Source organism: Roseateles sp. So40a (assembly GCF_048081605.1).
Classification (GTDB): domain Bacteria; phylum Pseudomonadota; class Gammaproteobacteria; order Burkholderiales; family Burkholderiaceae_C; genus Roseateles.
This window is the reverse complement of the sequence record NZ_CP182288.1, coordinates 5,538,580-5,561,211: the sequence shown is the minus strand read 5'-3', so window position 1 is coordinate 5,561,211 and position 22,632 is coordinate 5,538,580. Positions and strand designations below refer to the sequence as shown.

The 22,632-nt window shown below is 68.6% G+C and carries 22 protein-coding genes and 1 tRNA gene; 12 read left to right on the top strand and 11 right to left on the bottom strand.

The features are described from left to right. Positions 1-49: 49 nt before the first annotated feature. Entirely contained in the window at positions 50-2,245 is a 2,196-nt protein-coding gene (locus ACNI65_RS25330; RefSeq protein ID WP_416760293.1) for a M56 family metallopeptidase, read from the bottom strand. Continuing rightward, positions 2,238-2,648: a BlaI/MecI/CopY family transcriptional regulator gene (locus tag ACNI65_RS25325; protein ID WP_416760292.1), complete on the bottom strand. Its 411-nt coding sequence runs from the start codon at positions 2,646-2,648 to the stop codon at positions 2,238-2,240. The genes ACNI65_RS25330 and ACNI65_RS25325 overlap by 8 nt, the downstream gene beginning before the upstream one ends. 173 nt (positions 2,649-2,821) lie before the next feature. On the opposite strand from ACNI65_RS25325, the gene ACNI65_RS25320 reads away from it, so the two are divergent. After that, on the top strand, positions 2,822-4,096 hold the full coding sequence (locus ACNI65_RS25320; RefSeq protein WP_416760291.1) for a glutamate-5-semialdehyde dehydrogenase: 1,275 nt from the start codon (positions 2,822-2,824) through the stop codon (positions 4,094-4,096). Positions 4,097-4,183: 87 nt separating this feature from the next. Here ACNI65_RS25320 and ACNI65_RS25315 read toward each other — a convergent pair whose 3' ends face one another. After that, positions 4,184-5,815: a DUF4139 domain-containing protein gene (locus tag ACNI65_RS25315; RefSeq protein ID WP_416760289.1), complete on the bottom strand. Its 1,632-nt coding sequence runs from the start codon at positions 5,813-5,815 to the stop codon at positions 4,184-4,186. 85 nt (positions 5,816-5,900) lie between these two features. Between ACNI65_RS25315 and queC the strand changes: the two genes are divergently transcribed. Together queC and ACNI65_RS25305 are read left to right on the top strand one after the other, a co-directional pair. Then, on the top strand, positions 5,901-6,683 hold the full coding sequence (gene queC, locus ACNI65_RS25310) for a 7-cyano-7-deazaguanine synthase QueC (protein ID WP_416760288.1): 783 nt from the start codon (positions 5,901-5,903) through the stop codon (positions 6,681-6,683). Positions 6,684-6,697: 14 nt separating this feature from the next. Then, positions 6,698-7,246: a LemA family protein gene (locus ACNI65_RS25305; protein ID WP_416760287.1), complete on the top strand. Its 549-nt coding sequence runs from the start codon at positions 6,698-6,700 to the stop codon at positions 7,244-7,246. A gap of 28 nt (positions 7,247-7,274) precedes the next feature. On the opposite strand, the gene folE is transcribed toward ACNI65_RS25305, so the two are convergent. Continuing rightward, the gene (gene folE / locus ACNI65_RS25300; RefSeq protein WP_416760285.1) at positions 7,275-7,991 is read right to left on the bottom strand and encodes a GTP cyclohydrolase I; all 717 of its coding nucleotides are present in this window, start codon (positions 7,989-7,991) and stop codon (positions 7,275-7,277) included. Between the two features lie 34 nt (positions 7,992-8,025). Between folE and rsmB the strand changes: the two genes are divergently transcribed. From rsmB to ACNI65_RS25275, 5 genes are all read left to right on the top strand, one after another. Next, complete coding sequence (gene rsmB / locus ACNI65_RS25295) at positions 8,026-9,411, top strand: 16S rRNA (cytosine(967)-C(5))-methyltransferase RsmB (RefSeq protein WP_416760284.1); 1,386 nt, start codon at positions 8,026-8,028, stop codon at positions 9,409-9,411. A 42-nt stretch (positions 9,412-9,453) separates the two neighbouring features. Continuing rightward, positions 9,454-10,068 carry a DUF4390 domain-containing protein gene (locus ACNI65_RS25290; protein ID WP_416760282.1) on the top strand — a complete coding sequence of 205 codons (615 nt, stop codon included), beginning with the start codon at positions 9,454-9,456 and terminating at the stop codon, positions 10,066-10,068. A 50-nt stretch (positions 10,069-10,118) separates the two neighbouring features. Then, on the top strand, positions 10,119-12,362 hold the full coding sequence (locus ACNI65_RS25285; protein WP_416760281.1) for an ATP-binding protein: 2,244 nt from the start codon (positions 10,119-10,121) through the stop codon (positions 12,360-12,362). A 13-nt stretch (positions 12,363-12,375) separates the two neighbouring features. Beyond that, positions 12,376-13,107, top strand: a complete 732-nt coding sequence (locus tag ACNI65_RS25280) for a response regulator (protein WP_416760280.1) — start codon at positions 12,376-12,378, stop codon at positions 13,105-13,107. Positions 13,108-13,182: 75 nt separating this feature from the next. Then, positions 13,183-13,258 (top strand) — tRNA-Phe (locus tag ACNI65_RS25275). A 69-nt stretch (positions 13,259-13,327) separates the two neighbouring features. Here the strand turns inward: ACNI65_RS25275 and ACNI65_RS25270 are convergent. From ACNI65_RS25270 to ACNI65_RS25250, 5 genes are all read right to left on the bottom strand, one after another. Further along, positions 13,328-14,035, bottom strand: a complete 708-nt coding sequence (locus ACNI65_RS25270; RefSeq protein ID WP_416760279.1) for a hypothetical protein — start codon at positions 14,033-14,035, stop codon at positions 13,328-13,330. An 85-nt stretch (positions 14,036-14,120) separates the two neighbouring features. Next, positions 14,121-14,537 (bottom strand): group I truncated hemoglobin, encoded by a 417-nt coding sequence (locus ACNI65_RS25265; protein ID WP_416760278.1) that lies wholly within the window; start codon positions 14,535-14,537, stop codon positions 14,121-14,123. A 61-nt stretch (positions 14,538-14,598) separates the two neighbouring features. Continuing rightward, the gene (locus ACNI65_RS25260) at positions 14,599-15,456 is read right to left on the bottom strand and encodes a DUF3034 family protein (RefSeq protein ID WP_416760276.1); all 858 of its coding nucleotides are present in this window, start codon (positions 15,454-15,456) and stop codon (positions 14,599-14,601) included. A gap of 55 nt (positions 15,457-15,511) precedes the next feature. Continuing rightward, a complete protein-coding gene (locus ACNI65_RS25255) occupies positions 15,512-15,931 on the bottom strand; it encodes a VOC family protein (protein ID WP_416760275.1) in 420 nt (139 codons plus the stop codon). A gap of 135 nt (positions 15,932-16,066) precedes the next feature. Then, a complete protein-coding gene (locus ACNI65_RS25250; protein WP_416760274.1) occupies positions 16,067-16,948 on the bottom strand; it encodes a ferritin-like domain-containing protein in 882 nt (293 codons plus the stop codon). Positions 16,949-17,121: 173 nt separating this feature from the next. Here ACNI65_RS25250 and ACNI65_RS25245 point away from each other — a divergent pair, with 173 nt between their 5' ends. Continuing rightward, positions 17,122-17,766 (top strand): glutathione peroxidase, encoded by a 645-nt coding sequence (locus ACNI65_RS25245; RefSeq protein WP_416760273.1) that lies wholly within the window; start codon positions 17,122-17,124, stop codon positions 17,764-17,766. 589 nt (positions 17,767-18,355) lie between these two features. Here the strand turns inward: ACNI65_RS25245 and corA are convergent. Continuing rightward, complete coding sequence (corA, locus tag ACNI65_RS25240) at positions 18,356-19,345, bottom strand: magnesium/cobalt transporter CorA (RefSeq protein WP_416760272.1); 990 nt, start codon at positions 19,343-19,345, stop codon at positions 18,356-18,358. Positions 19,346-20,068: 723 nt separating this feature from the next. Between corA and hpf the strand changes: the two genes are divergently transcribed. The 3 genes from hpf (at position 20,069) to hprK (ending at position 22,180) form a co-directional block, all read left to right on the top strand. After that, a complete protein-coding gene (gene hpf / locus ACNI65_RS25235; protein WP_416760271.1) occupies positions 20,069-20,410 on the top strand; it encodes a ribosome hibernation-promoting factor, HPF/YfiA family in 342 nt (113 codons plus the stop codon). Positions 20,411-20,697: 287 nt separating this feature from the next. After that, on the top strand, positions 20,698-21,168 hold the full coding sequence (gene ptsN / locus ACNI65_RS25230; protein WP_416760270.1) for a PTS IIA-like nitrogen regulatory protein PtsN: 471 nt from the start codon (positions 20,698-20,700) through the stop codon (positions 21,166-21,168). Positions 21,169-21,217: 49 nt separating this feature from the next. Then, on the top strand, positions 21,218-22,180 hold the full coding sequence (hprK, locus tag ACNI65_RS25225) for an HPr(Ser) kinase/phosphatase (protein WP_416760269.1): 963 nt from the start codon (positions 21,218-21,220) through the stop codon (positions 22,178-22,180). 4 nt (positions 22,181-22,184) lie between these two features. On the opposite strand, the gene fur is transcribed toward hprK, so the two are convergent. Beyond that, positions 22,185-22,616, bottom strand: coding sequence for a ferric iron uptake transcriptional regulator (gene fur / locus ACNI65_RS25220; protein ID WP_416760267.1), 432 nt, complete (start codon positions 22,614-22,616; stop codon positions 22,185-22,187). Between the last annotated feature and the right edge of the window lie 16 nt (positions 22,617-22,632).

Here is a 22,632-nt window from a genome sequence, read left to right as displayed (position 1 = left end):
TGTGCGCCTTCGCCGCGCCGCCCTTGTCGCTGCGTCTGCCGCCCGCGCCTCAGGTCGGCGTCAGGTGATCCAGCGCTTCCTCGACACGACCGCGCTCATGCGTGGACAAGCCACGGGCTGACTGGCGATAACGCGCGATCAGCGCGGCATCCGGCGGCATCCGCTCGGCCAGCGACACCAGCACCTGCGCCCGCTCGAAGTCGCCTCCGATCGAATCCACCGCGCCCAGCACGCTCAGCGCCAGGTCGCGGTCCACCGCCGGTTGCGCCTCGATCAGCGCCGTGATCGCCGAGCGCTTCTCGAAGTCACCCTCGATGCCCTGCACCGCCTGCTGCCACGCGCTCACCACCGCCGCCTCGCGGCTCATCTGCGGCGACAGCGCCTCCAGCACCTCGCGGCGCTCGAACGCGCCCTGCATGCCGGCCGTCGCGGTCAACACCTCGCGCTGCAGCGCCGGGGTCAGCGTCCGGTGATTGATCACCGCGTCCAGCGCGCTGCGGCGCTCGAAGTCGCCGTCGAGCTTGGCGCCCACCGCGATCAGGCGCGACAAGGTCGCGTCGTCCTGCGGGCCCGTCGACAGCAGCGCCTCCAGGCGGCTGCGCCGGACGAAGGCATGCGGCGAGCGCTCGATGTCCGCCAGCACCAGCGCCGTGCCGCCGCGCTGCAGCAGCCGGCGCGCGCGGTATTCGCTGCCATGCGCCCCCTCGGCGACCAGGCCGATCTGACCGGTGAGCCACTTGCGACCCTCCGCGTCCAGCGGCTTCTCGTCGCCGTCGACCCAGTAGCGGCGCGTCGTGCCGCCCTTCCCGTCGGAAGCGATCACCGCGCGGCGCGTCACGCCCAGCAGCGTCTCGGAGATCTCCAGCTTCTTGTCCAGCGACACCACGTCGGTCTCGTCGTCGTTGAAGACGACGTCGCCGTCGTAGCTCGCGCGCTGCACGTGGCCGTTCTCGTTGTTCTCGAAACGCGTGACGTGGCGCTCGCCCAGCACGGCGCCCAGGTCGATGCTGATGCGCGGCACCTTGCCGATGACCAGCATCGGCACGGCCAGCGCCACGGTGCACAGCCCGGCGGCCAGCGCGATGCGGCCCGCGCGGCGGCGGGCGGGGGTGGATTCGGACATGGGGGACTCCTCCAGCAGCGCGTGCATGCGCGCCATCAACGGGGACCGGGCCGCGGCCATCGCGCTGGCCAGCACCGGCATCGAACGGGCACGCTGGCGCGCGGCGCGGCGCTCCTGTCGCGTGGATGAATCGGACGTCGCGCTGGCCGCTGCGGCACTCGCGGCGGCCGCGGTGTCCCGGGCGCAGACGTACAGGCCCTGCGCCAAGGGCATCGCGCCGGCTTCCTCGGCCGCCCAGGCATCGCAGGCCAGTTCGGCGAGCAGATCCAGGCGGCGCATCGCGAGCCGGTTCAGCGGCTGCAGCCAGCCGAGTTGCGCGACCAGCCGCGCGGCCAGCCGCCATGCCAGGTCGCGACGACGCAGATGCGCGATCTCATGCGCGAGCACGGCCACGCGCTGCTGGCCTTCCAGCGAGCGCATCAGCCCCGCGGGCAGGCAGATCTGGCCGCCGGGCGCGACCAGCGGGCTCGGCCACAGCGCGCTCATGCGCAGCGTCGGCACCGCGACGCCCGCATTGCGCGCGAGCTCGGTCGCTGCCTGCGTCAGCTCGGCGTCCTCGCAGAGCGCGAGCGCGCGCACCTGCCGCCGCAGCGCCAGCCAGCGCAGCAGCGTCATCGCCAGGCCGGCGAGCGCCACCAGCGGCCACGCCAGCAGCAAGGCGGCGGTGGCCTCGCGCACGGTCTCGCGCCGCTGCTCGGCGGCCTCGTCGGTCAGGCCGATCGAGTGGCCCGCGCCCAGGGCCAGGCGGGGCGTGTCACGCGCCGTCGGGGACGGGGTTGTCGGCTCGGCGTGGGACGCGTCGTCCGATGTCTTCAGCGTCGTGGTTGTGGCGGCTGCAGGGGACGTCGCCGCGTCGGCGTCTTCCTCGGCGGAAACGTCATGAGCAGCCGAAGCGAGCGGCGCCAGCGGGGGGAAGAGCTCCGGCAGCACGATGCGCGTCGCCTGCGTCAGCGGCTGCGCGCTCGCGGTCAGCACCGCGCCGAAGAAGGCCCAGCGCCAGAAGGCCTCGCGCCAGGTGCGCTGCGTCAACCAGCCCGCGCGCTCCAGCAGCCACACGCCGCCCAGCAGCACCGTGCTGTGCAGCAGGTAGTTCAGCAACCAGCCGGTGAGGATCTCAAGCATCGCCGCCTCCCCGCTTCTTCAGGAGCGCCCGCATCTGCGCGAGGTCGTCATCGCCGATCTCGCCGGCTTGCACGAGGTGGTTCAGCAGCGCCGCGGGTTGCCCGCCGAACAGGCTGCCCAGCAGGCCCGACACCATCGAGCGCTGCACCTCGGGTTCGCTGACCGCGGCACGGTAGACCAGCGATCGGCCGTCACGCTCGCTGGCGATCAGGCCGCGTTTCTCCAGCCGCGACAGGAGCGTCGCCACGGTGGTGTGCGCGAGCGGGCGTTGCTGCTCGCGCATCGCCTCGGCCACCTCCGCGGTGCTGGCCTGCCCGCGCGTCCACAGCACGCGCATCAGCGCAAGTTGCAGCTCGCTGAGCGACACCTCACCCTTGCCGTCGTCGTTGATCGACTCGTCCATCACCGGATCCTGAAGTTCTACATCTGTCGTACTACGACTGTAGAAGATCAGTGGGGGAAGCCGCAAGCGACGAGTTCCGGGGACAAACCCTCAGATCACGAAGGGTGGGCTTTCTGCTCGCGATGGCCCCGAGAGGAGGGAGCTCGCGGGGCATCAGTCAGAATCTCCGGTCTATGACCGACCTCAACGCCTACATGACCGGCGTCGGCGAGGCGGCCCGCGCGGCCGCGACGCTGATGGCCGCCGCGCCGACCGCCGCGAAGAACGCCGCCCTGCTCGCGCTCGCGCGCCGCCTGCGCGAGGCCGGCCCCGCGCTGACCCAGGCCAACGACCGCGACCTCGCCGCCGCCACCGAGGCCGGCCTCGACGCGCCGATGGTCGACCGCCTGCGCCTCACCGCCAAGGTCCTGGCCACCGTCGCCGAAGGCTGCGAGCAGATCGCCGCGATGCCCGATCCCATCGGCGAGATCACCGGCGTGAAGCGCCGCCCCACCGGCATCAGCGTCGGCCAGATGCGCGTGCCGCTCGGCGTCTTCGGCATGATCTACGAGAGCCGCCCCAACGTGACCATCGAGGCCGCCTCGCTCGCCATCAAGAGCGGCAACGCCTGCATCCTGCGCGGCGGTTCCGAGGCGCTGCACAGCAACCTCGCCCTCGCCGCGCTCGTCGCCGACAGCCTCGAGGAAGCCGGCCTGCCGCGCGACGCCGTGCAACTCGTCAACACCACCGACCGCGCCGCCGTGGGCCTGCTCATCGCGATGCCCGCCTACGTGGACGTCATCATCCCGCGTGGCGGCAAGGGCCTGATCGAGCGCATCAGCCGCGAGGCCCGCGTCCCCGTCATCAAGCACCTGGACGGCAATTGCCACAGCTACGTCGATGCCGAGGTCGACCTCGACCTGGCCGTCACCGTCGTGGACAACGCCAAGACGCAGAAGTACAGCCCCTGCAACGCGACCGAGTCGCTGCTGGTCCACAGCGCGCAGGCCGCCGCCTTCCTGCCCCGCATCGGCATGGTCTTCGCCGCCAAGGGCGTGGAGATGCGCGGCTGCGAGCGCACGCTGGCGCTGCTCGAGGCCGTGCCGCGTGACCTGCTCAAGCCGGCGACGCCCGAGGACTGGGACACCGAGTACCTCGCCCCGGTCATCAGCATCAAGGTCGTCGATGCGCTGGACGAGGCCATCGCGCACATCAACCGGCACGGCTCGCACCACACCGACGCGATCCTCACGACGAATCACGTCCACGCGATGCGCTTCCTGCGCGAGGTGGACTCCGCCAGCGTGATGGTCAATGCGAGCACGCGTTTCGCCGACGGCTTCGAGTACGGCCTGGGCGCGGAGATCGGCATCTCCACCGACAAGTTCCACGCCCGCGGCCCGGTGGGCCTCGAAGGCCTCACCTCGATGAAGTGGGTCGTGCTCGGACAGGGCGAGATCCGGACCTGATCCGAAAGGAAGCCCCTCGCCCGCGTAGCGGGAGAGGGGTTGGGGTGAGGGCTCCCGGTCAGGACGCGGTCCCCAACGGCCCATGGCTCAGCGCATGCCGCTGACCCGCGCGTCCTTGGGCACGCTGATCTTGTAGACCGCCTGGAAGTTCTGCGCCGCGCCCGGCGCCAGGCTCAGTTCCCACATCTGCAGGCCGGGCTGCTCGCGCCAGTTGGACTCGGTCACCGGCGGCGTGAAGCGGGTCTCCACGCGGATGTCCTCGTGCTGCGACACCGGCGCCGCCTCCAGCACCTGCAGCGTGATCGGACGCTTGCCCAGGTTCTCCACCAGCCACGGCCGCGTGATCTGCACGTCGCGGCGCGCGCCGATGAAACCGGCGTCATTGCCATCGCGCTTCTCTGGATCGACGCGCACGCGCAGCCGCTCGTCCTTGCCGAAGGGCAACCACGCCGGCTTGGCGTTGATCGTCAGCCCGTTCATCTCGCCCACCAGCGTCCCGTCGCGGAACAACTGCACCGGGCCGCGCGGCCAGGAGCCCTCGGGCCGCGTGAACTCAGCCAGCAGGTAGGCCGCCGTCGGCTCCGCGCCCGGCGTGACGCGCGAGAACACCCGCGCGCTCACCGTCTGACTGCCGAGGTTGACCGTCGTGCCCTGGCCGTTGCCGCGCAGCGTCACGCGCTGCGGCAGTTCGTATTCGGTGGCGAAGTCGCCCTCGAAGACGCTGGCGTCGAAACGCACCGCGTTGCCGGTGACCGCCACGCGCTGAGGCGCGGGCGCGGGCGGCGCCGGCGCCGCCATCGGCATCGGCGTGAACTGCGCGCGTGCTTCCGCCTGCACCGGTGGCAGCAAGGCCAGCGTCCAGGGCGACACGGTCAGCGGCAACACCCGCTGGCGCGGCTGCGCCGTGGACAGCCGCAGCCGGACCTGCGTCCAGTCCTCGCCGCTGTTCTGCGCGATCTGGGCCAGACGCTCCAGCTGCAGCGCCCCCGAGCTCGTGTCCAGCCGCGCGCGGTACTGCGGCGTCCAGCCGCTGTCCGGCACGCGGTAGCGCAGTTGCAGTTCGCCGGCCTGCGTGGCGGACAGCCGCAACTTCAGGACCGACACCTGCCCGCCTTCCACCTGGCCGACGTCCGCCTTCGCGGCCGCGAGTTGGGCGTCGAGCTCGGTCATCCTCAGCTTGAGCGCGTGCTGCCGCGCGATGAGCTCCTGCGCGTTGCGGCGCAGCGAGTCCAGCGTCGCGCCCAGCGCCGCGCCGCCCTTGGCGCTGTTGTCGGACAGTCCCTTCAGATAGCCCAGCGACACGTCCACGCCGCCCTGCTCCGCCTCCAGCGCCGCGCGCTGCGCCTCGAGCTCACGCACGCGCGGGTCCACCTGTCGGCACTCGGGCAATTGGGCGCGGGGCACGGTCTCGATCTGCAGCTCGCCGAGCGCGATCTGCGCCGGCGCCTGCAGTTGCACCGATTCGCGCTCCAGCGTGGCCGGCAGGCAGGCCAGCCGCAGTTGGGTCGCCCCTGCCGCCACGGCCAGCGTCCGGTCCACCTGCGCGCCGCCCGGATACAGCAGCACCTGGGAAATCGTGGACGCGGTGGCCGCCGAGCCGGTCTGCGCGGCGGCACTCGTCGCGGCACCCGCGGTGACCGCAAACGCGGCGGCGGCCGCCATCAAGGAAACGACACGGCGCGAGCCCGTCCGGCCGCGCGCGAGACACCATCGTTGCATTGCTTTTCCTCCTGAGGCCGACGACGGTAGCACGGTGCTGGCACACTTCCGGCCTGCTGATTTCCTTGTCTACCGCTGGTCTGCCATGTCCGACGCCGCTTCCGCCGCCGCCCCCATTCCCGCCGTCCACGCCTCCCGCCGCAAGGCGCTGGTGCTGTTCTCCGGCGGCCAGGACTCCACCGCCTGCCTGGCCTGGGCGCTGGAACGCTTCGCCGAGGTCGAGACCCTGGGCTTCGACTACGGTCAGCGCCATCGCGTCGAACTGGACTGTCGCCAGACGGTGCGCCAGCAGATCGCCGCGCAGTTCCCGCACTGGGCGCCCAAGCTCGGCGAGGACCACCTGCTCGACCTGAGCCTGCTGGGCCAGATCTCCGACACCGCGCTCACGCAGGAACGCGCCATCGAGCTCCAGGCCAACGGCCTGCCCAACACCTTCGTTCCCGGGCGCAACCTGCTGTTCCTGACCTTCGCCGCGACGCTGGCCTACCGCCGCGGCGCGTCGGTGCTGGTCGGCGGCATGTGCGAGACCGATTTCTCCGGCTACCCCGACTGCCGCGACAACACGCTCAAGGCGCTGCAGGTCGCGCTCAGCCTCGGTCTGGACACGCCGATGACGCTCGACACGCCGCTGATGTTCCTGACCAAGGCGCAGACCTGGTCGCTCACCGAGGAGCTCGGCGGCGAGGCGCTCAACGACTTGATCGTCGAGCACACGCACACCTGCTACCTCGGCGAGCGCAAGACCCGTCACGCCTGGGGATGGGGCTGCGGCCACTGCCCGGCTTGCGAGCTGCGCGCCAAGGGCTGGGTCGAGTTCCAGCGCGGCAAGGCAGCCGTCGCGGCGCCCGGGTCTGGAGCCGCACCCTGAACGCCGCCGACGCCATGCAGTGGCATTGGAACTGGGGCGCGTGGGCGCTGGCCGCGGTGCTGGTGTTCTGGTGCATCGGCGCCTACAACCGCGTGATGCTGCTGCGCAATGAGATCGGCAAGGCCTTCGCGCAACTGGACGACGCGCTGACGCGGCGTTTCGCCCATGGCGATCTGCTGCTGGAGCGGCTGCGCGAGCGCCTGCCCAGCGAGCAGGCCAGCCTGGACGCGCTGGCCGCCGCGCAGACCGAGGCCCGCGCCGCGACGCAGGCGGTGCGCGGCCGGCCCTACGCGGCGGATCCCGTGGCGACGCTGGCCGTGGCCGCCGCCGTGCACGGCGCGGCGCTGACCCGGCTGGTGTCGCTGGTCGAGCACAACGTCGAGCTGATCGTCGAGCCCGACCTGGCCGCCGCGGTGGACGAGCTCAAGATGATCGAGCGCCAGCGCGCGTTCTCGCGCCAGGTGTTCAACCAGGCGGTCGAGGCCTACAACGCCGCGATCCGCCAGTTCCCGACCCGCGTGCTGATGAGCTTCGTCGGGTTCACCGAGGCGCGCAGCCTCTGAGCGCGGACCCGGCGTCCGCGCGCGGGCCTCAGCCCTTCTTCTTCATCAGCGCGAGGAACTCCGCGCGCAGCGTCGCGTCCTTGAGGAAGGACCCGCGCATGACGCTGTTGGTCATCGTCGAGTCCATGTCCTTGACGCCGCGCCAGTGCATGCAGAAGTGGTCCGCGTCCATCACGATGGCCAGCCCGTCGGGCTTGACGCGGTCCTGCAGCTCGTTGGCCAGCATCACCACGGCTTCTTCCTGGATCTGCGGGCGGCTCATGATCCATTCGGTCAGGCGCACGTACTTGGACAGGCCGATCAGGTTGGAATGCTCGCTGGGCAGCAGGCCGATCCAGACCTTGCCGATGATCGGGCACAGGTGGTGCGAGCAGGCGCTGCGCACCGTGATCGGGCCGACGATCATGAGCTCGTTCAGGCGCTCCGCGTTGGGGAACTCGGTAACCGGCGGGGGCGGCGCGTAGCGGCCCGCGAAGACTTCCTTGACGAACATCTTGGCCACGCGCTTGGCCGTTTCCTGCGTGTTGTGGTCGCTGTCGGTGTCGATCACCAGCGCCTTCAGCACCTCCTGCATGCGCGCCTGGACCTCGGCCTGGAGCTGGTCGAGCTCGCCCGCCTCGATGTAGGGGGCGATGTTGTCGTTAGCGTGGTGGCGGCGGCCCGCCTGGACCAGCCGGTAACGGATACGGTCCGACGCCGGCAGCGCGGCCAGCTCGTCGGGGCTCAGGATCGGAGTACTCGTCATGGGGCGGGATTGTCGCGCCCTTTAAACTCCCGCGGTGTCTACCCCCTCATCCCCCAAGGCCGGCGGCGCGCCGCCGCTGCACCGCCTGCTGGCCAACGCCGCCGACGCCGTCCAGGCCGTGCGCGAGGGCCACTCGCTGACCGACTGGCTCTCCCGCTGCCCCGCCGACATCCGCCCCGGCGTGCAGGCGCTGAGCTTCACCGTGCTGCGCCGCCTGGGTGCCGCCCAGGCCGTGCGCGCGGCGCTCGCCCCGAAGAACCCGCCCCCGCGCGTGGACGCCTTGCTGGTCACCGCGCTCGCGCTGCTCTGGCCCGGCGAGACCGCCTACGCCGATCACACGCTCGTGGACCAGGCGGTGCACGCGGTGCGCCAGCGTGCGCCCAACAGCGCCGGTTTCGCCAACGCCGTGCTGCGCCGCTTCTTGCGCGAGCGCGACGCGCTGGTCGCCGCCGCCGAGGCCGACCCGGTCGCCCGCTTCAATCATCCGCGCTGGTGGCAGGACCGCTTGCGCGCCGACTGGCCCGACCACTGGCAGGCGCTGCTGCAGGCCAACCAGCAGAAGCCGCCGATGACGCTGCGCGTCAACCCGGCGCATGAGGACCTCCCCAGTTACCTGGCCCGGCTGACCGAGGCCGGCATCGGCGCCCATCCCGCCGGGTCGCTGTTCCCGCAGGCGGTCGTGCTCGACGAGCCTCGCCCGGTCCAGGCCCTGCCCGATTTCGATCGCGGTCATGCGTCGGTGCAGGACGCGTCCGCCCAGCTGGCCGCGCCGCTGCTGCTGGGCCGGGTCCGCCCGCAAGACCTGTCCCCGGACGAGGCCTGGCCGGAGCTTGGCGCCGGCGCGCGGGTGCTGGACGCTTGCGCCGCGCCGGGTGGCAAGACCGCGCACCTGCAGGAACTCGCCGGCAACCGCCTCGATCTGCTGGCATTGGACGCCGATGCGAAGCGTCTGGAGCGCGTGCGGCAGAACCTGCAGCGCCTGGCGCTGGAGGGCACGGTGAAGGCCGCGGACGCCCGCGCCACCGCCGACTGGTGGGATGGCCGCCCCTTCGACGCGATCCTGCTGGACGCGCCCTGCAGCGCGTCGGGCATCGTGCGCCGCCACCCGGACGTGCGCTGGCTGCGCCGCCCGGAGGACATCCCGGCGCTCGCCCGCATCCAGGCGGAGCTGCTGGACGCCTTGTGGCCGCTGCTCAAGCCGGGCGGCCGGCTCGTGTATGCGACCTGCTCGGTCTTCAAGGCCGAGGGCCAGGACCAGATCGACGCGTTTTTGCAACGCCATGGCGATGCGCGGGCGCGTCAGTTCGACCGAGGGGCCGGGCATCTGCTGCCGCTCGCGGAGAATGCCGGACAGGACCTGGCACCCGGCGCCGCCGCCGTCACCGACGGCTTCTATTACGCGCTGCTGCACAAGTCCTGATCATCGAACTTCCCGCCTCACCCTGCCCGCCTGCCTGCTCGCGTGTCTCCGCCATCCCGTCCCGTTTCGCTGCGTTCCCGGTGGCAGCGCCTGACCCTGGTCGGCGCGCTGCTGGTCCTGCACGGCTGGGCGATGGCGCAAGGCGTGGCGCTGCAACTGCTGAACGCGGAGCGCGCCGAGGACGGCCTGGCCGTCAGCTTCAGCACCCGGTTCGAGTTGCCCCGGCAGGCCGAGGAGGCGCTGCTCAAGGGCGTGGCCATCTATTTCGTGGCCGAGGTGCAGGTCCTGCGCAACCGCTGGTACTGGCGCGACGCGCGCGTCGCCCAGGCCACGCGCACCTGGCGTCTGACCTGGCAGCCGCTGACCCGGCAGTACAGAGTCAGCACCGGCGGCCTGCATCAGAGCTTCGATTCGCTGGGCGAGGCGATCGCGTCGCTGCGCGGCGTGTCGGGCTGGCGCGTGGCCGATGCCAAGGAGATCGAGGACGATGGCCGCTATTACCTGGAGTTCAGCTACAAGCTGGACACCGCGCAGTTGCCGCGTCCGCTGCAGATCGGACTGGGCGGGGCGCAGGGCTGGTCACTGAGCGTGGACCGCAACCTGACGCTGCAGCTCGAGTCCCCCGCCGCGCCGCCCGCCAGCAAGCCGCAGCCCTGACGCCGCGCCTCGTTCCCGACTTCCCACTGACCTTGCAAGGATCCTGACCCGTGACCAAGTCGGCGCGCCTGGCGTGGTTGATCTCCGTGGCCGCGATCGCGGGCGCCAGCGGCATGCTGGCCTTCCTGCTGTCGATCAGCACGACCGCGCAGCGCGGTTTCCTCGAGCGGCATTACGAGTGGCTGTTCTGGGTGAACGTCGCCGTGGCCACGGCGCTGATCATCGTGATCGGCGTGGCCGGTACGCGGCTGGCCCTGCGCGTGCGCCGCGGCCGTTTCGGCAGCGGCCTGCTGCTCAAGCTGGCCGGCATCTTCGCGATCGTGGGCGTGGTGCCCGGGCTGCTGATCTACACGGTGTCCTACCAGTTCGTGAACCGCAGCATCGAGAGCCTCTTCGACCAGCGGCTGGCCAGCGCGCTGGAGGCGGGTCTCGCGCTGGGGCAGGACACGCTGGAGAACCTTCGCACCGAGCAGACTACCCGCACGCGCGCCGCCGCGGAGCGCTGGGAGGATGGCGCGCTCGCGCCGCTGGCGCTGGAGCGGCTGCGCGACCAGATGGGCGCGCGCAGCGTGGCGCTGATCGCGGGCAACGGGCAGGTCCTGCTGTCCGCGGGCGGGGAATCCAGCGAGCTGCCCGAGCGCCCGAGCGCCGCGCTGGTCACCCAGGCGCGCAACAACGGCGTGGCCTCGCGGCTGGAGGGGCTGGAGGACGAGCAGACCGCGGCGCTCGGCGAGGCCCGCATCCGCTCGCTGGCGCTGCTGCCCAGCAGCGCGCTGCAGCTCACCAACAGCGATCGTTATCTGATGGTGGTCAAGCAGATCTCGGGGAAGGTGATCAGCAACGCGCTGAACGTGTCCGCGGCGAACCAGGAGTACCTGCAGCGCTCGCTGCTGCGCGACGGGCTGCGGCGCATGTACCTGGGCACGCTGACGCTGGTGCTGATCCTGGCGGTCTTCGCCGCGCTGCTGCTGGCGGTGGCGCTGTCCAACCAGCTCGTGCAGCCGCTGCTGCTGCTGGCCGAGGGCATGCGCGAGGTGGCGCAGGGGGACCTGAAGGCCAAGCCGGTGTTCCGCTCCCGCGACGAGCTCGGCGGGCTGACGCGGTCCTTCGCCGACATGACGCAGCAGCTCTCGGACGCCCGCGAGCAGGTGGAGCTGAGCGTGATGCAGCTCGAGCGCGCGCGCACGCAGGTGCAGACCATCCTCGACAACCTGACCGCGGGCGTGATCGTGTTCGACGCGGACCGTCGCATCGAGAGCGTCAACCCGGGCGCGACGCGGATCATGAAGCTGCCGCTGTCGGCCTACGTCGGCCGGACGCTGGACGAGTTGCCGGCGCTGTCGGCGTTCAGCAAGGACATCTGGCAGCGCTTCGAGCTGCAGGGCGGCGAGGCGGGCGAGCGCGAGCACTGGCAGGATTCCTTCGAGCTGCAGCTCGACGAGAAGACCGCGCTGACGCTGCTGGTGCGCGGCGCGCCCTTGCCGCAGGACGCGCGGCTGCTGGTCTTCGACGACATCAGCGAGGTCGTGTCGGCGCAGCGCTCGGCGGCGTGGAGCGAGGTCGCGCGCCGGCTGGCGCATGAGATCAAGAACCCGCTGACGCCGATCCAGCTGTCGGCGGAGCGGTTGCAGTTCAAGCTCGAATCCAAGCTCGAGGGCACGGATCAGGCGATGCTGGTGCGCTCGGTGGGCACGATCGTGAACCAGGTGCAGGCGATGAAGCAGCTGGTCAACGAGTTCCGCGACTACGCGCGGCTGCCGGCGGCCAAGCTGGGGCCGCTGGATCTGAACGGACTGGTCAGCGAGGTGCTGACGCTGTACGCCGAGGCGCAGGAGGCGGGACGCCTGCACGCGGACCTGGCGGCGGATCCGCCGCAGATCCTGGGCGACGCGCCGCAACTGCGGCAGGTGATCCACAACCTCGTGCAGAACGCGCTGGACGCGGTGAGCCAGTCGCCCGAGGGCCGGGTGACGGTGCGGACGCAGAAGTCGCTGAACGAGGCTGGGGAGCTGCGGGCGTTGCGGCTCGTGGTGACCGACAACGGTCACGGCTTCGCGGAGAACGTGTTGAAGCGAGCCTTCGAGCCTTACGTCACAACCAAGTCCAAGGGGACGGGACTGGGGCTGGCGGTGGTGAAGAAAATCGCCGATGAACACGGCGCGAGGATCCGGCTGGTGAATCTCCCAGCATCCAGCGGCGGGGATCTACCGCCGAGCGGCGCACAAGTTTCGTTATCATTTTCAAAACTCGCGACTGCACCGAGCCCTGCGCAGGACGCGCCTCGGCCCGCGTGAACAGTAGGCATACATGGCAACCATTCTTGTTGTTGACGACGAATTGGGCATCCGCGCCCTCTTGTCCGAAATCCTCTCCGACGAGGGGCACACCATCGAACTCGCGGAGAACGCCCAGCAGGCGCGGGCGAGCCGCGAGCGGTCCCGACCGGATCTGGTGCTGCTGGACATCTGGATGCCTGACGTGGACGGCATCACGCTGCTCAAGGAATGGGGCAGCACGGGACAGCTGACGATGCCCGTGATCATGATGAGCGGCCACGGGACGATCGACACGGCGGTCGAGGCGACCAAGTTCGGCGCGATGGCGTTCCTCGAGAAGCCGATCACCTTGCAGAAGTTGCTGCGCGCGGTGGAGCAGGCGCTGGTGAAGACGACGCCGCGTCCGGCGCCGCCGGCGGCGCCCGTGCCGGGGGTGGCGGGCATCGGCACGAGTTATCCGCGTCCGGAGGCCTTGCCGCCGATGGTGCCCGGCACCCTGCCCCTGCCGACGGCGGGACTGGCGCCGGTGGTGCCGATGCCGCATCAGGGCCTGGTGTCGGAGCAGATGTTCGAGCTGGACCGTCCGCTGCGGGAAGCGCGTGACGCGTTCGAGAAGAGCTACTTCGAATTCCACCTGGCCAAGGAAAACGGCTCGATGACACGAGTGGCCGAGAAGACGGGGCTGGAGCGCACCCATCTGTACCGGAAGCTGAAGCAGCTGGGCGTTGATCTTTCAAGAAACAAGCGCGGCAGCGGAATTTAGTGTTATAGTCGCGGTCTTCGTTGCTCAGCACGGGTCGCCAGACTCGGAACGGCGAAGACGGAGACCCAGTCTCAAGGCCAAGTAGCTCAGTTGGTAGAGCAGCGGATTGAAAATCCGCGTGTCGGTGGTTCGATTCCGCCCTTGGCCACCAGATTCAAGAAAGCCCGGCTCTGCCGGGCTTTCTGCTTTCTGGACGACGCGCCGCGCGCGTCGGTTCAGGTCATGGCGACACAGCCGCCTGCACCATGCCCCACGTGCCTCGCCCCGGCAGCAGCAGCGCCTGCTCCAATCGCTTGTCTGCGTCCCTGCCCTGGTACAACGTCGGTCTCAGTCCTTGAGCACCCCGCTCATCGCGAGCCATCAACAGCAAGCCATCGCGATCGCGCGCCGCCATGAGGACGTCGCCCGAGGCGGGAAAGACCACCGCTGCCTCCCCAGGTCGCAACAGCTTCACCGCCTCTCGCAGACGGTGTTCGCCGGCGGACCTTTCACTGGACATCTTCGGCGGACACAACCCGCGTCGCGAAGGCGGAAGGTCGCTCCAGCCCCTCGTCCAGCAGTTGGCAAACACGGACACCCTTTCCGGCGGCATGCCGAGCACATAACGCACCGGCATGCCACGGTCGACCATCCCAGCCACCAGTTCAGGAATCGCCCGCGACTGGTCATCGAAGAGCATCGACGGGCCGCTGCCACGCGCCACAGCGTGCCGAGCAGCCTCCTCGAAACCCGCGCCTCCTCCCGTCAGCAGGAACTCGAAGGCTGCGGTCGCCATCTCCTCGACAGGCACTTGCTGGGCGTGCCCTTGCGCCAGACGATCACGCAGCGCGTGAAGCCGCGCCGAATCGAATCCTGCCTGCGCCGTCGATGCGGACACCTCGGGGCCGGGCGCCCCCGCTCCAGCGGCAGCAACGTTCTGCGAGTACATGGACATCTCCTGGAAAAGCGAAGATGCGCCAGTACCGCGCCTCGGCGCTGAGGTTCCACCCCAGCCCCAGCGCGTTCCCACATGCCTATCGCGTGATGATGTCCCGATGCATCGGCGCGAGCAGCGCCAGCAAACGGTTCTGCACCGCGAACGGCACCTTCGCGTCATCCATTGCCAACTGCAAATCCTCGACCAACGCATTGAAGTCGGCCTTGTCCAAGGCCAGCTGTGCGTGGGAGTTCTTCATCGTCTCGCCGTCGTACACGCAAGGCCCGCCGCTGAGCTGACAGAACTGCTTGCGGATCGATTCGTTGAGCGCCTGTGGCTTCACGCCGTCGAACTTCTTCTTGATGCGATCGTCCGCGTAAGCCCGCGACAGCATCCCATCGACGATGCGCGCGATGCCCGCCTCGCCGCCCAAGGCTTGATACAGCGCGTCGTCGTCCGCTCCAGCCGTGGACAGCCCGCCTACACCGATCAGCAACGCCAGCGCGACCCGCACACCCCATCGTCGAATGACTTGCATCGTCAGAGTCTCCTCGTGGACGCGATGGCGATCGCGATCAATAGGCGAATTGGATGGACCCGTACACCCCGCGCTGGCGCCGCGGCTGGATGCCCGGCACGATCCGCCCCAGGTCCACATAGGCCGCCGTCAGCGACACCTGCTTGGTGGGCGCCCAGACGACGAACACATCCTTCCAGTCGTCCTCCCGCAGCGCGTCGCCCAGGGTCGACGGATTGAGCTTGTCGGGCTTCACGCGATACTCGGCGCCGATCGCCCACTGCTTGCTCAGCAGGTAGGCCACCGAGATCTCCGGCACCAGCGAATAGCCGCCGCTGCCCGCGCCACCGAAACCCAGCAACCCGTTCTGGTTGGCCTTGGTCGCGCGCAGGGTGACGTTCACCAACGTGCTCTGCGCCAGGAAGAGCTTGGTCGCGCTCAGGTAGACATCGACGCCATGGCGCTTGGCGCCCAGCACGTCCAGCGTCGGCGCGAGACCGCCCGCATCCAGGCGCTTGACCTCCACGCCCAGCGCGACCTGCGGCATCCACGTGTCGGCATCGAGCACCGCATCGCCACCCAGCCGCAGCTTCGCGCCGAGGATGGCCTGCTTGAGCCGCAAGCCCGGCAGCCCCAAGGCGGCGCCCGTGCCGCCGGCGCTGAAGTCCTGACGAGCGATCGAGAGTTCCGCGCGCTCGCCGAAGGCCACCGCGGCGCCGTAACCGGTCAGGGCGTAGTCCTGCACCGGCAATCGCGTGAGGTAGGCGCTCGCGCCCACCTGCCCGCTCGTGGCATAGCTGCCGGTCAGCGCCCACGGCGACAGGCCGCCACCAGCCGCGCCGTCGATGCTGCTCACGCCGCCGGTCAACAGCAGCTTGCCCTGCGCCTGCGCGGCGCAAGCGAGCGGCAGCGCCATCAGGACAGGAAGCAGGAGTCGCGGCAGGCCTGGTGTCATGGCGGCGGTGGACGCCTTACCAGGCGCCGACGTTGGGCATCGAGATCCAGGGTTCGGCCGGCGGCAGCGCCGGTCCGTCCTGCAGCAGTTCGACGGAGATGTTGTCGGGCGAGCGCACGAAGGCCATGCGGCCATCGCGCGGCGGGCGGTTGATCATCACGCCGGCGTCCATCAGGCGCTGGCAGGCCGCGTAGATGTCGGGCACGGCATAGGCCACGTGGCCGAAATTGCGGCCACCCGTGTAGACCTCGGGGTCCCAGTTGTAGGTCAGCTCGATCTGGGCGTCCTCGTCGCCGGGCGCGGCCAGGTAGACCAGCGTGAAGCGGCCCGCCTCATGCTCGCTGCGGCGCACCTCGCGCAGGCCGAGGGCCTCGCCGTAGAACTGGAGGGAGGCATCGAGGTCGGTCACGCGGACCATGGTGTGCAGATACTTCATGTGCGATCGGCGGATGGCGTTGGAAAGGAAGGAACGGGTGAATGACGCATTGTGGCTGCCGACGCGCGGCCGCGCCTGCGCCAAAAGAAAAGGCCCGCGGATGCGGGCCTTCGAACGGACAACGCGAGCCGACGATCAGGTCGCCTGCGGCGCGGCGTCGCCGCCCTGCGCCTGCTGGGCGGCCTGGGCCAGGCGCAGCGTCAGCTCCTTGCGGAAGCGGTTCAGCTCCTGGACGCTGGCGAAGCTGCGCTCCATCAGCAGGCTCATGTTGTGCAGGATGCGCTCGACGACCTTGTTCTCCCAGACGCTGTCGAACTGGATCTGCTTGTCGAGCCAACGCTCCAGCCATTCCGGATCGGGCAGACGGCTCTGGATCGTGTCGCGCGGGAAGAGCTTGGCGTTCACATGCAGGTTGGTCGGATGCAGCGCCTGCGCCGTGCGGCGGGCGCTGGCCATCAGCACGCCGACCTTGGCGAAGGCCGCCTTGGCTTCATCACCGAACTTGACCATCGCGCGCTTCATGTAGCGCAGGTAGGCGCCGCCATGGCGAGCCTCGTCGCGCGACAGCGTCTCGTAGATCGCCTTGATGACCGGCTCGGTGTGCCATTCGGCGGCACGGCGGTACCAGTGGTTCAGGCGGATCTCGCCGCAGAAGTGCAGCATCAGCGTTTCCAGCGCCGGGGCCGGATCGAACTCGAAGCGCACCTCGTGCAGCTCGGCCTCGGTCGGCACCATGTCCGGACGGAAGCGGCGCAGGTACTCCATCAGCACCAGCGAATGCTTCTGCTCCTCGAAGAACCAGACGCTCATGAACGCCGAGAAATCGCTGTCGTCCTTGTTGTCGCGCAGGAACATCTCGGTGGCAGGCAACGCCGACCACTCGGTGATCGCGTTCATCTTGATCGTGCGCGCCTGGTCGTCGGTCAGCTTGGACGCGTCGAACTTGTCCCACGGAATGTCCGTGTCCATGTTCCAGCGCACGGCCTCGAGTTGCTTGAAGAGTTCGGGATAAAGCATCTGTCTGCGTCCTGTTAAGCGCGCCGGATTCTACCGGTCGCACCATGACAATCCCTTACGCCGTCGGCTCGTAGGGCGATCTGGCCTAATCGCGCTTCCGACGAACCTCACGCCGCGTTCGCTTCTTGCGCAGTGGCGCGCGCCACGGATTCACCGATCCAGGAGACAACGACATGACCCCATTCCTTGGTTCCTTCCTGCGGCGCGCCGCCGCCACCACCGCGACCGTGGCCGTCGCGCTGATCGCGACGCTCACCACCGGCGCGGCCTCGACGGCGATGGCCGCCCCTGCCGCCGAAGCGGCGGGCACGACGTCGGGTGCGGCCTGCCCCGAGCTGCTCAACCGGCAGATGCCGCGCCTGCAGGACGAGAAGCCGCAGGCGCTGTGCCAGTACGCGGGCAAGGTCGTGCTGGTGGTCAACACGGCCAGCTTCTGCGGCTACACGTCCCAGTACAAGGCGCTGGAAGCGATCTCCGCGCGCTATGCGGACAAGGGCCTGGTGGTGCTGGGTTTTCCGTCCGGTGATTTCGGCAACCAGGAGTACGGCAGCAACAAGGAGATCGCCGAGTTCTGCGAGAACACGTTCAACGTGAAGTTCCCGATGTTCAGCAAGAGCAGCGTCAAGGCCGGAAAAACCGACCTGAATCCGCTGTTTGCCGATCTGGCCAAGCGCACGGGCCAGTCGCCCAAGTGGAACTTCCACAAGTACCTGATCTCGCGCGACGGCAAGCAGGTCATGAGCTTCGCGTCCGGCGTGAGCCCCGACAGCGACACCTTCACCCAGGCCGTCGACAAGCTGCTCGCTCAGCCGAAGTGATCGGAGCCGTGCGCGGCAGGTTCGAGCAAACCTGCTCCGATGTCGCGCACAGCGCTTGAAAAGTCGAATCAAACGGCGCGGGAGTTGGCAATCGGCACGCCTGTGGCGGAGGGCCTTCATCCCGCTGAAAACTGTCCCGGCTAGCCGGGACAGCGGTGACAGTTGCTCACTTTTTCGTTCATCGGCGGGATGACATCGGCCCCGATGCGCTGCACCATAAGGGCTCGTTCAACAGATCGCCGGGGTTTCACCCCGAGGTCATCGAGCCCTAACAGCGCAGGCTTTGAGCACGCTTAAATCGGCCGGATGGCGCAGCAGCGTCGGAGGGCATTCCGGGTTTTCACCAGTCCCATCCCTGATGGGAGTACAGTCGATGCAACCACTTTCAGCCGCAAGACCTGCTTCCTCGTGAAGCTGCAATCCCGAGGCCTTTCTCCTCCTCCTCCCTCCCTCCCTCGTTGGCCAGGGGCGTCTTGAGGCTACTTTTCTACCCAGGGCTTCCGCTTCGCGGAAGCCCTTTGTATTTGCGCCGGAGGAACGCGGACGAGACCTTCGCTGACGGCGACTCCCGTCGCCGCGAGAGCCGCGCTCAGGCCAGCCAGCCCTTGCGCCGGAAGTAGATGAACGGCGCCGCCACCGACGCCACCATCAGCCCGATGGCGAAGAAATAGCCGTACTTCCAATGGAGCTCCGGCATGCCCTCGAAGTTCATGCCGTAGACGCTGGCGATCAGCGTCGGCGGCAGCAGCGCGACGCTCGCCACCGAGAAGATCTTGATGATCTTGTTCTGGTTGATGTTGATGAAGCCGACCGTGGCGTCCATCAGGAAGTTGATCTTGTCGAAGAGGAAGGCCGTGTGCGAATCGAGCGAATCGATGTCGCGCAGGATCTGCCGGGACTCCTCGAACTGCTCCGCGTTGAGCATGCGGCTGCGCATCATGAAACTGACCGCGCGGCGCGTGTCCATCACGTTGCGCCGGATGCGGCCGTTCAAGTCTTCCTCGCGCGCGATCGCCGACAGCACCTCGCCGGCCTCGTTGTCGTTGACGTCCTTCTTCAACACGCGCGCGCTGACCTTCTCGAGGTTGTCGTAGATGCCCTCGAGCACATCGGCGGAATACTCCGCGTCCGCGTCGTAGAGCTTGAGCAGCACATCCTTGGCATCCTCGATCAGGGCCGGGATGCGTCGTGCCCGCAGGCGCAGCAGGCGGAACACGGGCAGGTCCTCGTTGTGGACCGAGAACAGCACGTTGTTGAACAGGATGAAGGCCACGCGCACGTTGCGCGGCGCCTCGGCGTCGTCGATCAGGAAGTCGGAACGGATGTGGAGCTCGCCGTTGTCCTCCTCGTAGAACCGCGCCGACTCCTCCAGGTCCTCGTCGACGATGTCCTCGGGGATCACCAGGCCGAAGCGCTCGCGGATCCAGTCCTTCTCCTCGGCGCTGGGGGATTGCAGGTCGACCCAGACCGGGTGGCGGTCGGCGCCCGCGACCGAATGCAGCTCGGCGGCGGTCGAGATCTCTTCCTGCACCATGCCGCCCTTGAGGCGGCCGTTATCCAGCGTGAACACATTGAGCATGCAGATCCTTCGTCGGCATTGACGCGCTCAGGCGAACGCACCAGCCGGGAGACGCGTTGACGGGTCCATCCGGATCGTCGTGGCGCGTGGGTATCGGGAGCAGGCGGCGCCATCTGCGGCGCGACGCCAAGGGGGTCGAAGGGGACCGTCTCGCTCCGGACAAGCCTCACGGCAGCGCTGACGGGCGATCGCTCGGAACGCTCAAGGGCTGCGGCGGATTGACGCTGGAGAAGACGGCCACCGAGGGTGGTCGCTGTCCAAGGAGGACTCCAGTAATCGGGACGCGGGATTATCACATCGCGCCCTTCACAGCGACAAGGCGAAGTACCCGTCTGGGGGCCCGCCGCGCAACATCCAGCATTCCAACATGGACCTCGCCATGTCGCAAGGCGGGAATATTCGCCCCCAAACCTTGCTTTTGATCACTTGCCGACGCTCCGGATCGGGAGCAGACTGGGTTCGTCTTCTTCATTGATTTCGCCTCAGAACCCGCATTCCATCGGCCCTCGCGGCCTTCCGGGCCCCTCGCGGACCGCTCACTTCCACGCCTCATCCGATCCCCCATCCGCTTTCCTCCACGCCTTCGGCATCCGGCTGACGGCGTGTCCTTCGACCCTCAGAGATTTCCTGACACCCCCAAGACCCCACTCGCTCTTTTCCCCGCGGGATCCCCCGCCGACTCCGACTCTTGTTTCCGACCAAGCCCTTGTGAAAGGAGGCTTTATGAACCTGACCATCAGCGGCCACCATCTCGAAGTGACACAGGCTCTGCGCGAATACGTGCTGAACAAGCTCAGCCGGGTGCTCCGCCACTTTGACCAGGTCGTGGACGTCAACGTCCTGCTGACCGTGGAAAAGCAGAAGGAAAAGGATCGACGCCAACGCGCTGAAGTCACGCTGCATGTGAAGGGACGGGAAATCTTCTGCGAGAACTCGCACGAGGACCTCTACGCGGCCATCGATGAGCTGATGGACAAGCTGGATCGCCAGGTCTGCCGCCACAAGGATCGGGTGCAGAACCATCACCACGAATCGGCCAAGCGCATGGACCTGAGCGCCGGATGACCGGCCGGGGCCTCCGGTGCCGGCCCGAGCGGCCCGCCGGAGACCCTTCCGGGCCTGGGGATTTCCCCGAGGCCCTCGCCCCAAGGCGGCCATCGGGCCGCCTTTTTGCTGTCAAATGTTGCAATGCAACACCAAGGGCGACGTTTTCACAGGAGCGTCGCATCCGTCACACCCCCTGTCGGTGGCGGGATTCCTATAATCTCGACCTTCAGTCCTCGAATCTGCGCGCCGATGGTGCGCAGGCTGCTTCCCCAGCCCGTCGGCCCCTGCAGGCCGGCACATGCCCGATGAACCGTCTCGCCGCCATCCTTCCCGCCAGCAACGTGCTGGTCGATGTGGACGCTTCCAGCAAGAAGCGGGTCTTCGAGCAGGCCGGGCTGCTTTTCGAGAACAACCATTCGATCTCGCGCGCCGCGGTCACGGACAACCTCTTCGCCCGCGAGCGTCTGGGCTCGACCGGTCTGGGTCATGGCGTCGCGATCCCCCATGGCCGCATCAAGGGCCTGAAGAATCCGCTGGCCGCGGTGTTGCGCGTGCAGCAGCCCATCGGTTTCGACGCGCCCGACGACGAGCCCGTCACACTGCTGATCTTCCTGCTGGTGCCCGAGGCGGCCACCCAAAGACACCTCGAGATCCTGTCCGAGATCGCCGAGATGCTGTCCGACCGCGAACTGCGTGAACGGCTCAAGACCGAGTCCGAAGCCGCCACGGTGCATCGTCTGATCGCCGACTGGGAACCGCTGAAGTCGGTCGCCTGATCGACGCGGCGACGGGAACACTCTCTTCCACCGATACGGTCCGCCCCACTTGAAAGCCACCTCGATCAGCGCGGACCGGTTGTTCGAGGAACACCGCGAAGCCTTGCGTTGGGAGTGGATCGCCGGCCACGCCCATCCCGAACGCCGCTTCGACGAAGCCGCGCTGCGCGACGCGCAATCGGCCGCCGACCTGGTCGGTTACCTGAACTACATCCACCCCTACCGGGTCCAGATCGTGGGCCGGCGCGAGGTCGCCTACCTGAGCCAGGCCTCGGGCGACGTGCTGGATCGCCGCATCTCCCGCATCGTGACGCTGGAGCCGCCGGTGATCATCGTCGCCGACGACCAAGTCCCGCCGGACCGGCTCGTGGCGATGTGCGACCGCGCCGAGATCCCGCTGTTCACCACGGCCGAGAGCGCCGGCCACGTCATCGACCTGGTGCGCGCGTACCTCGCCCACGTCTGCGCGAACCGGACGACGCGCCATGGCGTGTTCATGGACATCCTGGGCCTGGGCGTGCTGCTGACCGGCGAATCCGGCCTGGGCAAGAGCGAACTGGGTCTGGAACTGATCAGCCGCGGCCACGGTCTGGTGGCCGACGACGCCGTGGACTTCTTCCGCATCGCGCAGACCGCCATCGAGGGCCGCTGCCCCGAGCTGCTGATGAACCTGCTGGAAGTCCGCGGCATCGGCCTGCTCGACATCAAGGCCATCTTTGGCGAGACGGCCGTGCGCCGGAAGATGCGGCTCAAGCTGATCGTCCACCTGGTCCGCAAGGAAACGATGGAGCGCGACTTCGAACGCCTGCCCTACGAGCCGCTCTACGAGGACGTGCTGGGCATGCCGGTGCGCAAGGTCGTCATCGCGGTGGACGCGGGCCGCAACCTGGCCGTGCTGGTCGAAGCCGCGGTGCGCAACACCATCCTGCAGCTGCGCGGCATCGACACCTACCGCGAGTTCGTCGAGCGCCATCAGCGCGCGATCGAGCAGGGCCTGAACGACGGGAGCTGAGCGCTCAGCGCGCGGTCTTGTTCGGGCAGTCCTTCTTCACGCAGTTCGCGTAAAGCGCCAGCGAGTGCTCCTGCAGCTGAAAGCCGCGCTCCTGCGCGATCGCATGCTGGCGTTCCTCGATCTGCGGGTCGTAGAACTCCTCGACGAAGCCGCAGGTCAGGCACACGAGGTGATCGTGGTGATGGCCCTCGTTGAGCTCGAAGACCGCCTTGCCCGACTCGAAGTGGTTGCGCGACAGCAGCCCCGCCTGCTCGAACTGCGTGAGCACGCGATAGACGGTCGCCAGACCGATGTCGGCGCGCTCATCGAGCAAAGCTTTGTAAACGTCCTCCGCGGTCATGTGACGCTGCTTGGCGTTCTGGAAGATCTCGAGGATCTTGATGCGGGGCAGCGTGGCCTTGAGGCCGCTGTTCTTGATTTCGTCTGACCGGTTCATGGGGTTTGCGCCTGCG

What these genes read in the sequence shown, in the direction of transcription:
- ACNI65_RS25255 (WP_416760275.1), bottom strand. Translation starts at nt 15,931, where the DNA reads ATGAAGTATCTGCACACCATGGTCCGCGTGACCGACCTCGATGCCTCC.
- ACNI65_RS25280 (WP_416760280.1), top strand. Translation starts at nt 12,376, where the DNA reads ATGGCAACCATTCTTGTTGTTGACGACGAATTGGGCATCCGCGCCCTC.
- ACNI65_RS25260 (WP_416760276.1), bottom strand. Translation starts at nt 15,456, where the DNA reads ATGGCGCTGCCGCTCGCTTGCGCCGCGCAGGCGCAGGGCAAGCTGCTG.
- ACNI65_RS25270 (WP_416760279.1), bottom strand. Translation starts at nt 14,035, where the DNA reads ATGTACTCGCAGAACGTTGCTGCCGCTGGAGCGGGGGCGCCCGGCCCC.
- corA (WP_416760272.1), bottom strand. Translation starts at nt 19,345, where the DNA reads ATGCTCAATGTGTTCACGCTGGATAACGGCCGCCTCAAGGGCGGCATG.
- ACNI65_RS25245 (WP_416760273.1), top strand. Translation starts at nt 17,122, where the DNA reads ATGACCCCATTCCTTGGTTCCTTCCTGCGGCGCGCCGCCGCCACCACC.
- ACNI65_RS25305 (WP_416760287.1), top strand. Translation starts at nt 6,698, where the DNA reads ATGCAGTGGCATTGGAACTGGGGCGCGTGGGCGCTGGCCGCGGTGCTG.
- ACNI65_RS25250 (WP_416760274.1), bottom strand. Translation starts at nt 16,948, where the DNA reads ATGCTTTATCCCGAACTCTTCAAGCAACTCGAGGCCGTGCGCTGGAAC.
- fur (WP_416760267.1), bottom strand. Translation starts at nt 22,616, where the DNA reads ATGAACCGGTCAGACGAAATCAAGAACAGCGGCCTCAAGGCCACGCTG.
- ACNI65_RS25315 (WP_416760289.1), bottom strand. Translation starts at nt 5,815, where the DNA reads ATGCAACGATGGTGTCTCGCGCGCGGCCGGACGGGCTCGCGCCGTGTC.
- folE (WP_416760285.1), bottom strand. Translation starts at nt 7,991, where the DNA reads ATGACGAGTACTCCGATCCTGAGCCCCGACGAGCTGGCCGCGCTGCCG.
- ptsN (WP_416760270.1), top strand. Translation starts at nt 20,698, where the DNA reads ATGAACCGTCTCGCCGCCATCCTTCCCGCCAGCAACGTGCTGGTCGAT.
- ACNI65_RS25330 (WP_416760293.1), bottom strand. Translation starts at nt 2,245, where the DNA reads ATGCTTGAGATCCTCACCGGCTGGTTGCTGAACTACCTGCTGCACAGC.
- hpf (WP_416760271.1), top strand. Translation starts at nt 20,069, where the DNA reads ATGAACCTGACCATCAGCGGCCACCATCTCGAAGTGACACAGGCTCTG.
- ACNI65_RS25320 (WP_416760291.1), top strand. Translation starts at nt 2,822, where the DNA reads ATGACCGACCTCAACGCCTACATGACCGGCGTCGGCGAGGCGGCCCGC.
- queC (WP_416760288.1), top strand. Translation starts at nt 5,901, where the DNA reads ATGTCCGACGCCGCTTCCGCCGCCGCCCCCATTCCCGCCGTCCACGCC.
- ACNI65_RS25325 (WP_416760292.1), bottom strand. Translation starts at nt 2,648, where the DNA reads ATGGACGAGTCGATCAACGACGACGGCAAGGGTGAGGTGTCGCTCAGC.